Source organism: Pseudomonas sp. IT-P253 (assembly GCF_949768125.1).
Classification (GTDB): domain Bacteria; phylum Pseudomonadota; class Gammaproteobacteria; order Pseudomonadales; family Pseudomonadaceae; genus Aquipseudomonas.
The window spans coordinates 54,412-65,974 of record NZ_CATKPT010000017.1 but is presented as its reverse complement, the minus strand read 5'-3'; the positions used below and the strand labels follow the sequence as shown (position 1 = coordinate 65,974).

13 protein-coding genes and 1 riboswitch are annotated in these 11,563 nt (G+C 60.9%); of the genes, 3 read left to right on the top strand and 10 right to left on the bottom strand.

Annotation, left to right across the window (positions count from 1 at the left end; translation table 11 throughout):
* Positions 1-2 precede the first annotated feature (2 nt).
* From ACM6IR_RS11235 to ACM6IR_RS11215, 5 genes are read right to left on the bottom strand one after another with little or no spacing between them, the layout of a single operon-like run.
* Positions 3-656 carry an urea amidolyase associated protein UAAP2 gene (locus ACM6IR_RS11235; RefSeq protein ID WP_414907770.1) on the bottom strand — a complete coding sequence of 218 codons (654 nt, stop codon included), beginning with the start codon at positions 654-656 and terminating at the stop codon, positions 3-5.
* Between the two features lie 11 nt (positions 657-667).
* Entirely contained in the window at positions 668-1,393 is a 726-nt protein-coding gene (locus tag ACM6IR_RS11230; RefSeq protein WP_414907769.1) for an urea amidolyase associated protein UAAP1, read from the bottom strand.
* Positions 1,394-1,405: 12 nt separating this feature from the next.
* On the bottom strand, positions 1,406-2,194 hold the full coding sequence (locus tag ACM6IR_RS11225) for an ABC transporter ATP-binding protein (RefSeq protein WP_414907768.1): 789 nt from the start codon (positions 2,192-2,194) through the stop codon (positions 1,406-1,408).
* Positions 2,191-3,006, bottom strand: coding sequence for an ABC transporter permease (locus tag ACM6IR_RS11220; RefSeq protein WP_414907767.1), 816 nt, complete (start codon positions 3,004-3,006; stop codon positions 2,191-2,193). The genes ACM6IR_RS11225 and ACM6IR_RS11220 overlap by 4 nt, the downstream gene beginning before the upstream one ends.
* 12 nt (positions 3,007-3,018) lie before the next feature.
* On the bottom strand, positions 3,019-4,086 hold the full coding sequence (locus ACM6IR_RS11215) for a putative urea ABC transporter substrate-binding protein (RefSeq protein WP_414907766.1): 1,068 nt from the start codon (positions 4,084-4,086) through the stop codon (positions 3,019-3,021).
* A 61-nt stretch (positions 4,087-4,147) separates the two neighbouring features.
* Positions 4,148-4,248, bottom strand: a riboswitch (guanidine-I (ykkC/yxkD leader).
* Positions 4,249-4,514: 266 nt separating this feature from the next.
* Here ACM6IR_RS11215 and ACM6IR_RS11210 point away from each other — a divergent pair.
* Both ACM6IR_RS11210 and ACM6IR_RS11205 read left to right on the top strand, forming a co-directional pair.
* Entirely contained in the window at positions 4,515-4,796 is a 282-nt protein-coding gene (locus ACM6IR_RS11210) for a hypothetical protein (RefSeq protein WP_414907765.1), read from the top strand.
* Between the two features lie 167 nt (positions 4,797-4,963).
* Positions 4,964-5,419 (top strand): hypothetical protein, encoded by a 456-nt coding sequence (locus tag ACM6IR_RS11205; RefSeq protein ID WP_414907764.1) that lies wholly within the window; start codon positions 4,964-4,966, stop codon positions 5,417-5,419.
* A gap of 48 nt (positions 5,420-5,467) precedes the next feature.
* Here ACM6IR_RS11205 and ACM6IR_RS11200 read toward each other — a convergent pair whose 3' ends face one another.
* Positions 5,468-6,571: an enoyl-CoA hydratase/isomerase family protein gene (locus tag ACM6IR_RS11200; protein WP_414907763.1), complete on the bottom strand. Its 1,104-nt coding sequence runs from the start codon at positions 6,569-6,571 to the stop codon at positions 5,468-5,470.
* A gap of 132 nt (positions 6,572-6,703) precedes the next feature.
* Between ACM6IR_RS11200 and ung the strand changes: the two genes are divergently transcribed.
* Positions 6,704-7,396 carry a uracil-DNA glycosylase gene (gene ung, locus ACM6IR_RS11195; RefSeq protein ID WP_414907762.1) on the top strand — a complete coding sequence of 231 codons (693 nt, stop codon included), beginning with the start codon at positions 6,704-6,706 and terminating at the stop codon, positions 7,394-7,396.
* Between the two features lie 102 nt (positions 7,397-7,498).
* Here the strand turns inward: ung and ACM6IR_RS11190 are convergent, their stop codons facing one another.
* From ACM6IR_RS11190 to ACM6IR_RS11175, 4 genes are read right to left on the bottom strand one after another with little or no spacing between them, the layout of a single operon-like run.
* On the bottom strand, positions 7,499-8,539 hold the full coding sequence (locus ACM6IR_RS11190; RefSeq protein WP_414907761.1) for an AbrB family transcriptional regulator: 1,041 nt from the start codon (positions 8,537-8,539) through the stop codon (positions 7,499-7,501).
* A complete protein-coding gene (locus tag ACM6IR_RS11185; RefSeq protein ID WP_414907760.1) occupies positions 8,532-10,046 on the bottom strand; it encodes a tripartite tricarboxylate transporter permease in 1,515 nt (504 codons plus the stop codon). Before ACM6IR_RS11185 ends, ACM6IR_RS11190 begins: the two co-directional genes overlap by 8 nt.
* 1 nt (position 10,047) lies before the next feature.
* Complete coding sequence (locus tag ACM6IR_RS11180; protein WP_414907759.1) at positions 10,048-10,506, bottom strand: tripartite tricarboxylate transporter TctB family protein; 459 nt, start codon at positions 10,504-10,506, stop codon at positions 10,048-10,050.
* 59 nt (positions 10,507-10,565) lie between these two features.
* Positions 10,566-11,543, bottom strand: coding sequence for a Bug family tripartite tricarboxylate transporter substrate binding protein (locus tag ACM6IR_RS11175; RefSeq protein ID WP_414907758.1), 978 nt, complete (start codon positions 11,541-11,543; stop codon positions 10,566-10,568).
* Between the last annotated feature and the right edge of the window lie 20 nt (positions 11,544-11,563).

Below are 11,563 nucleotides of genomic sequence, written 5' to 3'. Positions count from 1 at the left end.
TTTCAGTTCCATACCAGCAGCTCCGCAGGCGTCGGGTTGTAGGCGTTGCACGGGTTGTTCAGTTGCGGGCAGTTGGAGATCAGTACGATCACGTCCATTTCGGCCCGCAGGTCGACGTATTTGCCCGGTGCCGAAATCCCGTCTTCAAAGGTCAGCCCTCCGTCCGCCGTGACCGGCACGTTCATGAAGAAGTTGATGTTCGGCCCGATGTCGCCCTTGCCCAGTCGTCCGTCGTGGACGCAGGCGCGCAGGTAATTGTCGCGGCAGCTGTGCATGTAGCGTTTCTCCAAGGCGTAGCGCACGGTGTTGCTCTCTTGCGCGCAGGCACCGCCGAGGGTGTCGTGGCGCCCGCAGGTGTCGGCGACGATAGTCAGCATCGGTTTGCCGAGGTTGGAATAGAGCACGCTGCCGATGCTCAGGTAGACGCTGTTCTGCCGACGCAATGTGCGTTGCACGTCGTAGCGTTCCTTCGGATTGGCGACGCTATAGAACAATGTATCGACGGCCTGGTTGCCTTCCAGGTCGAGGATGCGCAGGGTCTGGCCCGCCTTGACTTCCATCAGCCACGGTTCGCCGGCCGGGATGGTCGCGCGGTAGATCGCGGCGTCGGGTTGCCTGCTTGTGGTGACAACAGCGGTAGCATTTGCAAGTGACATGGCAGCGATCCTCAGGCGAACAGGCGGTCGGTGTTGACGAAGCCGCGCTCGTTTTCCGGGCGCGAGGTGCGGCAGTGTTCGGCAACGCTGGCGTCAGCGTTCATCCAGCTGAGTTTCAGCGGTTTGGGTGCGTATTGTGGCGACGGGTCCATCGGGTGTTGCAGCGCGGTGAGCACCACCAGCGTGTCCATCGGCGCGTACAACTCGATGTAGTCGCCGGCCTTGGAATGGCCTTCGACGAAGTGGAAACGCCCCGCATCATCGACGTTCACGCGGCTGAACAAATTCAGGGTCATCAGCAGATCGGACAGGCCCAACCCCCATTTGCCCAACTCAACCAACAAGTTGTCGGTGCCGTTGCGGAAGAAGCCGTTGCGCAGTTCCTGATAGCGGCCGGCCCCGTATTTTTCCGCGACCTCTTCAGCGCAGAGCACACCGCCGAGGCTGTCGCTCCAGCCGCAGGTGTCGGCGGTAATGGCGGCCAGCACGCGGCCCATGTCCGAGTACAAGCAATGCCCGGTGGTGAGTTTGGCGGTGTGTTGGCATTTAAGGCTGTCGGGCAGGTTCAGGCGTTCGGTTTTTTCATTGGCGTTGAGCAGCGTCAGGCTGACGTTGGCGCCACCGCGCAGGTCGGTCAGGCGCAGCAATTGGCCGCGCTTCAACACGAAGGAACGGTGGCCGCCGCCGGGGAGTGTTTCTTCGGCAAACGGTGGGAACAGTTGAGTCGAATCAGTCATTGCAAAATTCCTCTAAGCGATACGAAGCGTGCCTGCCAGCGGTGCCGGCAAAGCGTCGACGGCGGCACGCTGGACGCGGCGGTCGCTGTTCAAAGGGATGTCATATGTGATGCGCGCGCCATAGGCCCCCGGGGCATGCGGGTCGACGCGGACCTTGTCGAACACCAGCAGACGAGTGCCCAGGCTGAAACCTTCGGACAGGTCATGGGTGACCATGAACACGGTCAGTTGCGTTTCGCGCCACAGCTCCAGCAGTAGCATGTGCATGTCCTTGCGGATGCCCGGATCGAGGGCGCCGAACGGCTCGTCGAGCAGCAATACCCGAGGCTTCATGATCAGCGCCTGGGCGATGGCCAGTCGTTGTTGCATGCCGCCGGAGAGTTGCGCCGGGTACTTGTCCAGCGAATGGCCCAGACCGACTTTGTGCAGCAGCACCGAGGCCTGTTCCCGAGCCTCGCGTTTGGCGCTGCCGAACAAGCGCCCGAGCAGCGGCGAGTGCGGCAGTTCGAGGCCGAGGGTGACGTTGTCCAGCACCGTCAGGTGCGGGAACACCGAGTAGCGCTGGAACACCACGCCGCGACTCGAATCCGGTTCGCCGGCCAGCGTTTGGCCGTCCAGCAGAATCTCGCCGCGACTGGCGCGCTCCTGGCCGAGCAGCAGCCGCAGAAAGGTCGACTTGCCGCAACCCGAAGCGCCGACGAGTGTGCAGAACTCACCCTCGTTGACGCTCAGGTTCAGGCCTTCGAGCACCACCTGATCAGCGTATTGCTGCCAGACGTTTTTCACCGTGATGAAGCTCATGCGCGGGCTCCTTCATACCAAGGGAACGCGCGTTGGGTCAGGCGCTTCAGGCCCCAATCCATCAGCCAGGCGAGCAGGGTGATCCAGACCACGTAGGGCAAAATCACGTCCATCGCCAGGTAGCGGCGCACCAGGAAGATCCGATAGCCAAGGCCGTCAGTGGAGGCGATGGCTTCGGCGGCGATCAGGAACAGCCACGCCGAACCGAGCATCAGCCGCAGCGAGATCAACAGGCGTGGCAGCAATTGTGGCAGCACCACCCGCAGCATCAGCGTCCAGGTCGAGGCCCCGAGGGTCTGGGCCTTGATCAGCAGTTCGACGGGTATTTCCCGGGCGCGCTGTTCCAGATCCCGCGCCAGGCACGGGGTGACGCCGATCACGATCAGCATCACTTTCGACAACTCCCCCAGCCCGAACACGATGAACAGAATCGGCAGAATCGCCAGCGGTGGCACCATCGACAACACGGTCAGCAACGGCGACAACGGGGCGCCAAACAGCGGCAGCGTGCCGGCGGCGATGCCCAGGCACAACCCGGCCAGCGCGCTGATACCGAGGCCGATGGCCAGCCGCCTTAGACTGGAGGCGGTGTCTTGCCACAGCACATATTCACCGGTGCGGGTATCGGCGACGAAGGCCAGGCGTTGCACCGCGTCGGTCATCTGCACGGTGCTCGGCAGCAGTTTGTCGTTGGGGTTGTCCGTCAGTCGCGCGGCCGAGCCCATGAAATAGGCGAACAGCACCAGGGCGAACGGCAGGATCACCAACAGCAGGCGACTCGGGCGATCCGGGTGGCGATTGATCAGGCGCATGGCCAAGTCCTCTTAGAGCTTGGCGTCAGCGGCCATCTGCACGTAGCTCGGGTCGAAGCGCAGCTTGAGGTTGGCCTTGTCGCCGCTGATCACACCATTGGCGAAGGCCATGCCGACCGCGCTGGTGTCCTTGGCGCCTTGACCGAGCAAGCCATGCTGGAACGAGAACTCGGCCACTTTGCGCATGGTGTCCGGTAGTTGCTTGCTGGTGGAGAACGCCAACGCTTCTTGAGGGGTGGCGAACAGTTTGGTGGTGTCGAGTTGCGACTGGAAGCCGGCCAGGTCAGTGCCAGAGGCTTTGGCCATGTGTTCCAGTGCCGCTTTGCTGGCGGCGTTTTTCTCGTTCATCAGCTCAACCACTTCAAACCAGGCGCCGGTCAGCGCTTTGCCCAGGGCCGGGTTGTCTTTGAGGGTGGTGCTGTTGACCACCATCATGTCCATGATTTCGCCGGGGATCTGGCTGGAGTTGAAGACTTCGCTGACGCCGGGTTTGGCCTTGATGTCCGACAGCATCGGGTTCCAGGTGGTGACGGCTTTGACCTGGTCGGTGTTGAAGGCCGCCGAGATATCGGCGTCGGAGGTGTTGACGACTTTCAGGTCTTTCTCGGTAAGGTCGACCGAGTCCAGCGCCCGGGCCAGCAGGTAATGGGACACCGACAGTTCCACCAGATTGACGTCCATGCCTTTGAGGTCGGTGACTTTCTTGCCGTCGCCCTTGACCACGATGCCGTCGTTGCCGTTGGAAAAGTCGCTGACGATCAGCGCGGTACTGTCGACGCCACCGGCCGCCGGGATGGTCAGCGCGTCCATGTTGGTCATGGTGCAACCGTCGAACTGGCCAGCGGTGTACTGATTGATGGATTCGACGTAGTCATTGAGCTGCACCACATCGATCGTGATGCCGTATTTTTTCGCCCATTTGTCGACGATGCCTTGGCTTCCAGCATATTCCCAAGGCATCCAGCCAGCGTAGATAGTCCAGCAGACGCTGAAATGGTCTTTCTGCGCGGCCTGGGACGAGAAACTCACGAAAGCTGCGAACGCAGCGGCGAGGAGGGCGGGTAAACGAAGTTGGGACATGTTGGTTCTCCAGTTGATAAAGGGCGGGCAGGAGTCAATGCGGCACCGCGAACGGTGGCTTGTCTCCCGGGCTTTTGTCCCGCCGTGTAACCTCAACTGGAGGTCGCCAACTCTCGGACCAGTCACTCGCCCAAGCGAGCCGGAACCCTAGTCAGCCATTGCAAAATGTGGTGCCGCGAACCTGTAATGACTCTTGCACGTCTTTGCTAAAGCGAGCGCCGTGCCAAGTTGGTCGGGAGCGCTCTGGCTCGGGGATTTCGCAATTGATGAGTGTGAACAGGGTGGTCGTGTTGCTTTGTGATGGTGCGCTGGCGCACCGCAATGGGACGTGCCGGCCGCTGATCCGAAGGCTTTTGCCGAGCCGCACTCGATTCTTATTTTCAAGTCAAAAGATAGGAGCGCTGTCGCGGGCTTTCCCGGAGTCCATCATGTTGCGTCGAATATTGCTCAGTGCGTTTTTCGGTTTAGGTCTTTCAGCGTGCTACTACGCAGGCCCTGCCGATGTGTACCCCGGACCTTATTACTACCCCGGCTATTATTCGCCTTACTACTACCCAGGCTATTACTCGCCTTACTTCTACGGTGGCTATTACTGGCCTTACTCCTACGGCGGGTATTACGGCCCCCGTTATTACGGTGGTCGTGGCTACCATTACTACGGCGGACACGGACCGCATTACGGCGGTAGCTATTACCGTGGGCGCCATTAATCAGCCTGTGAATAGATGAAAAACCTTTCATCGGCGAGATGTTTCAAGTTGTTACGAGACCGCACCAGATTTCGAATTCGATGTCTGATCTTTCGACAGTCACCGAATAATTGACGGTCGCCTGCCAGCGTCGCTGGTGTGGCTCACTCGCGGTCCAGGAGGCCGCCATGCTCTGTCGAAAAAAGCTCCGCCCAATTCTTCTGATCGCAATATTGGGATTATCTCTTGGTGCATGCGTGCCCTATTCCGATGAAGGAGCCAGCTACTACAGTTCCGAGGTCTACACCTCCCCAGCGCCTGCCTATTACGTCGGGGGCGGCTCTTACTATTCAGGTGGCGGGGGTTATTACTCGCCACCACCCAGGTACTACGTACCGCCAGCGCGCTATTACCAGCCAACGCCGCGATATTACCCGCAGCCGCGGATCTACCAGCCGGCACCGCGCTACTACCAGGCGGCACCCCGGGCCGAGTACCGCGCCGAACACCGGGACTATCAGAATCACGGATGGGAGGGGCGAAATCGTAACGGATGGGACAATGACCACCGTGATAATGGCGGACGCAACAATCACAGTGGACGAGGTGGTCACGATTATCGCGACGGCCGAGATGGCCACTGATAACAACGAATATTTGTAGGAGCGAGCAAGCTCGCTCCTACAGTTTTTCTATAGATCCGCCAAGGGATGCCTACCTTCCCATACCTTTTGGAAATGCGCTTGAACCACCGCATCCGGCACGTTGTTGATGTCCGGCCAGTGCCAGTGCGGTTTCTGATCCTTGTCGATCAACCGCGCCCGCACGCCTTCGCTGAACTCCGGATGTCGGCAGCAATTGAGGCTCATGGTGTATTCCATCTGAAAGACTTGAGCCAGGGACAGGTGCCTGGCGCGGGCGATCTGCTCCCAGACCAGATGCGCCGTCAGGGGCGAGCCTTCGCTCATGGTCCGTGCGGCACGGCTGAGCAGCAGATCCGGGTGATCGCGTAGCGGGGCGATAGCCTTCCAGGCGCAGCGCACGTCACTGACATCCAGCAACTCGTCGACCTGCTGACGTCGCGGCAACCACTGGGCTTCGGGCATCTTCGCGACCGCTTCCTGCTGCAAGGCCTTGAGCAGACTGTTGAGCTGCATCGGTGTCTGTTCCTGCCAGTTCAGTTGCAGCAAGCCTTCGATCAGCTCTTCCTGCTGCTCATCGAGCAAGAAGCGGTCGGCCAGGTCCAGATCGATCGCATCGCGACCATTCATATGGCCGCCGGTCAGTCCGAGAAACAAGCCAAGTTTGCCGGGCAGTCGTGACAGGAACCAACTGGCCCCGACGTCCGGGTACAGGCCGATGCTGATCTCGGGCATCGCCAACCGGGTGCTCGGCGTGACAATGCGAATGCTCGCGCCTTGCAGCAGCCCCATGCCACCGCCGAGCACATAGCCATGGCCCCAGCAGATCAACGGTTTCGGGTAGGTGTGCAGATTGAAATCCAGGCGATATTCCGCCGCAAAGAAGTGCGCTGCCAAGGGCGGCACTTCCCCGGGCTGCGCGCGACACGCTTCCACCAGGCTGCGGACTTCACCGCCAGCGCAGAAAGCCTTGGCGCCGTTGCCGCGCAATAATACGCAGACGATTTGCGGTTCCTTGGCCCAGGCGTCCAATTGATCGCGCAAGGCATTGATCATCGGCAAGGACAGGGCGTTAAGGGACTTTTCGGCATCCAGGCTGGCGATGCCGATGCGGGCGCCGTCGGTGCCGGTGAGTTCTTCGAAGTGCAGATTCATCGTGACCTCGATCGGGAAATTGAGCGTTCAGTATGATCGCTGTGCAGGAAACTGCCGGTTCTGCGTCAGATCAATTGACAAGCGTGATGGGCTTTCCTAGGGTTCGCCCCATTGTTTTTGCCGGATGTAACCATGACTGCTGATGACCGTATCAAACTCGAACCGAGCTGGAAGGAGGCACTGCGTGCCGAGTTCGACCAGCCCTACATGACAGAGTTGCGCAATTTCCTGCAACAGGAGCGCGCTGCGGGCAAGGAAATCTATCCACCGGGATCGATGATTTTCAACGCGCTCAACTCGACGCCGCTGGATAAAGTCAAGGTGGTCATCCTCGGGCAGGACCCCTATCACGGCCCGGGCCAGGCACACGGCTTGTGCTTCTCGGTGCAACCGGGGGTGCCGGCGCCGCCGTCGCTGGTGAACATCTATAAAGAGTTGAAACGCGATCTGAACATCGACATTCCGGCCCACGGATGCCTGCAAAGCTGGGCGGACCAAGGCGTGCTGATGATCAACACCACCATGACCGTGGAGCGCGCGACTGCCAACGCCCATGCGGGCAAAGGCTGGCAGCACTTTACTGATCGGATTATCGAAGTGGTGAGCGAGCACCAGCCGCATCTGGTGTTCCTGCTGTGGGGCGCGCATGCCCAGAGCAAACAGAAACTGATCGATGCCACCAAACACTTGGTGCTGACCTCGGTGCATCCGTCGCCGTTGTCCGCGTATCGCGGTTTTCTCGGGTGTGGGCACTTCAGCCGGACCAACAAGTTTCTTGAGCAGAATGGCGAGACGCCGATCGAGTGGCGGTTGCCGCCGGTTTGATGTGCTGACCGAGTTGGCCCCTTCGCGAGCAGGCTCGCTCCCACAAAGGTCACGCGAGCCCTGTGGGAGCGAGCCTGCTCGCGAAGGGGCCAACTCGGTCTGTCAGGGGGAGTCCGGCACCCGGTTCCAATACTTGAACAACGGCTCCGCCAGAAACAACACAAACAACAGCCGCATCACCTGCATCGCCGTCACCAGCGGCACCGACAATTGCAGGGTCTCCGCCGTCAGGCTCATCTCCGCAATCCCGCCGGGCATCATGCCCAGTGTCAGGGAACGCAAATCCAGGTGCGTAAGCGCACTCAATCCCAGCGCTGCCGCCGTGGCGATCACCATCGTCAGGACAGTCCCGATCAAGGTCCGCCCCATAAACGAAGGCGCACGCCGGAAAAACTGTCGATTGAAGTGGCAACCCAAGCCGCTGCCGATCAGCCATTGGCCAATCTGACTGCCGCCGTCAGGCAAACCGATGTGTAGATCCCAACCAATGCTCACCGCTGCACTCACCAGCAACGGCCCGAATAGCCACGGATTGGGTTGACGAAGACGTTCCCAAATCCACGCCGCCAAAGCGCCTGCCGGGAAGAGCAGGGCGAGCCACCACCCGTTGACGGCGGTCGGATGAAAGACCGGCGCCCCGTTGCCCAGCAAATATTTGAATGCTGCCGGCACAGACAGCACCACCACCAGCACCCGCAGACTTTGCCCGGCCGCCACGCGGCTGAGTACCGCGCCATTGCGCGCGCCGAGGTTGACCATCTCCCCGGAGCCGCCAGGCATGCTGGAAAAAAAGGCGGTGGCGCGATCCTCGCCGGTCCGCCGCAACAACCAGACGCCGACCACGGCGGACAGGCTGGTGACCAACGCACCGAAGAAAATCAAACCGAAGTGGCTCAGGACCTGTTCCATCACCACCGGAGTGAAATGCAGGCCGATGCCGATGCCGACGATCCACTGGCCGCACTTGCGGCCGCCAGGGATTTCCGCCAATTGCCAAGGAGTCAGGCAGCGCACGAGGATGATCGCCAGCAACGAGCCGACCATCCACGGCAGTGGCCAGCCGATCTGGCTGGCGAGGTACCCGCCCAGCAGACCGACCAGCGGGGTTCCCCAGCAGGTTTTGAAGGGGGAGCGATCAGACATCGGCGATAGTGCGCCGGGCGACTGAACGTTTGCGCCAGATTCGCAGTATCGGCATCAGCAGCATGATCGCCGTCAGCACCCAGACACCAAAGGTGATCGGGCTGGACCAGAGGATTTCCAGTGCACCGTTGGAGATCGACAGGGCGCGACGCAGGTTTTGCTCCATCAGACCGCCGAGGATGAAACCCAGTAGTACCGGCGACAATGGGAAATCCAGCTTGCGCAGGAGGTAACCGAAGATGCCGATGCCGATCATCAGGAACAGATCGAATGTGGTGGCGTGCACCGCGTAGACGCCGATCCCGGTAATGATTGCAATCACCGGCACCAGCGCCCAGTTCGGCACGGCGAGGATGCGGGTGAAGACGCGGATCATTGGAATGTTGAGGATCACCAGCATGATGTTGGCGACGAACAACGACGCGATCAGGCCCCAAACGATGTCCGGTTGCTGTTGGAACAGCAGCGGGCCGGGAGTGATGTTGTACAGCGACAGCGCGCCAATCATTACCGCGGTGGTGCCCGAACCGGGAACGCCAAGGGTCAACATGGGCACCAGTGCGCCGCAGGCCGCGCCACCGATGGCGGTTTCCGGTGCCGCGAGGCCGCGCATGTCACCCTGGCCGAACGTACCTTTGGCGCCTGCGATACGTTTCTCGGTCATGTAGGCCACGGCACTGGCGAGTGTCGCGCCCGCACCCGGCAACACGCCCATGATGAAACCCAGCAGACCGCAACGGATGTTCACCAGGAACACCGCCGAGGCTTCCTTGAAGTTGAACATCATGCGTCCGGTGGCTTTCACCGCCTCTTGGCCACGATGGGTTTTTTCCAGCAGCAGGAGGATTTCGCTGATGGAGAACAGGCCCAGTACCAGCACCACAAACTGTATGCCGTCGGTCAAATGGATATTGTCTGCGGTGAATCGGTACACGCCGCTGTTGGCGTCGATCCCGACGCTCGACAGAAACAGACCGATCAGCGCCGCAATAAAAGTCTTCAGCGGTCGGTCACCGGCCATGCCGCCGAGACAGACAATCGCGAACACCATCAGTACGAAGTATTCCGCCGGGCCGAAGGCAATCGCCCATTTCGCCAGCAGCGGCGCGAACAGCACCATGCCGCACGTGGCGATGAACGCACCAATGAACGAGCTCCACGCCGACAGCGACAGGGCCACACCGGCCAGGCCTTTGCGGGCCATCGGGTAACCGTCGAGGGTGGTCATTACCGTGGAGGCTTCGCCCGGAATGTTCAGCAGGATCGAGCTGATCCGGCCGCCGTATTCGCACCCCAGGTAAACCGCCGCCAACAGGATCAATGCCGATTCCGGTGGCAGGCCGAGGGCGAATGCGATCGGGATCAATAACGCCACGCCGTTGATCGGGCCCAGGCCTGGCAACAGCCCGACGACGGTGCCGATTAAGGTGCCGCAGAGGGCGGTCACCAGGTTGTATGGGCTTAGCGCGACGCCGAAGCCCTGGCCCAAATAGCCAAGAGTATCCATATCAGTTCTCCAGAACGTCGAGCACGCCCAGGGGCAGAGGCACGTCCATTAACTTGTCGAACAGCAGATAAAGGCCGACGGCCATCAGGCTGATGATCACCGAGCTGGGCAGCCAGCGGCCGCCATACAGGCGTGCCATCGGGATCCCGATCAACATGCTCGCGACAATGAAGCCGAGGGGTTCGAAGGTGCCGGCGAAAACCAGCAACAGCACCACACAGATGCCGATTTTGATCAGGGTTTCACGGTCCAGCTTTGGGTCGTCGTCGCTGTGGATGATCGGCGTCGGCCGAAACACCATGTACAGCAATCCCAACCCCATCAGGCCGAGCATCAAAAGGGGGAACGCGCGAGGTCCCACCGGTTCGTAGGAAAAAGCCGCCTGGTACGGCCACGCCATCAGCGCCAGGCCAACACAGGCCAGCAACAGCACTGAAGCAAAAATGCGTTGTAAGAGCATGGGAAACTCCTGTACCACGCCCCGCAGAGCGGCGGGGCGTGGCCACTAGACAAAGGCGATCACTGAATCAGGCCGAACTCTCTGGCCAGCACTTTGTAGTCCGCGACCTGCTTCTTCACGTAGGTGTCCAGCTCCGGGCCGGTCATGGCAAACGGGAAGAGCTCACGCTGATCGCGCAGCTTGGCGAAGTCTTCGGACGCCAGCAGTTTGTCGAACGCGTCTTTCCACCAGGCGTAGTCTTCGTCGCTGACCTTTGGCCCCAGGTAGAAGCCGCGAACCACCGGCCAGACGATGTCGTAGCCTTGTTCTTTGGCGGTCGGAATGTCTTTCATTTCCGGCTCGTCGAGACGTTTGTCGGCGAACACTGCCAGCAGGCGCATGTCACCGCTGAGGATGTGCGGCATGGAGTCGGAGATGTCGGTGCTGCCGACCTGGATGTGGCCGCCGAGCAGGGCGGTGGCGATTTCACCGCCGCCTTCGAGGGCGACGTAACGCAGGTCGCGCGGGTTGATCCCGGCCGCCTTGGCGATCAGGGCTGTTTGCATCCAGTCCTGGCTGCCGACGGTGCCACCGGAGCCAATCACGACTTTGCTCGGATCTTTCTTCAGCGCTTGAACGAGGTCGTCGAGGTTCTTGTAAGGCGAGTCGCTTTTTACCGCGATGGCGCCATAGCTGGTGCCGACGGCGGCCAGCCAGCGCACGGCGTTTTCATCGAAACGACCGAACTTGCCTTGGGCCAGATTCAGCAACGAACCACTGGACCACGCCACTAGCGTGCCAGCGTCGGCCGGGCGCTGTGCGACCACCGCGTTGTACGCCACCGCGCCGACACCGCCGGGCATGTAGGTCACGCGCATCGGTTTGGTCAGCAGTTTCTCGTTGACCAGCGCGCTTTGCGCCAGTTTGCAGGTCAGGTCGAAACCGCCACCTGGCGAGGCCGGGGCGATGCATTCCGGGCGTTTTGGCTCAGCCATCAATTGGCCGGCAAACAGCACACAGCTGGCGGCGAGGGCGAAACGGCGCAGTGATCGATTCATTGTTGTCTCCATGGGAGTTT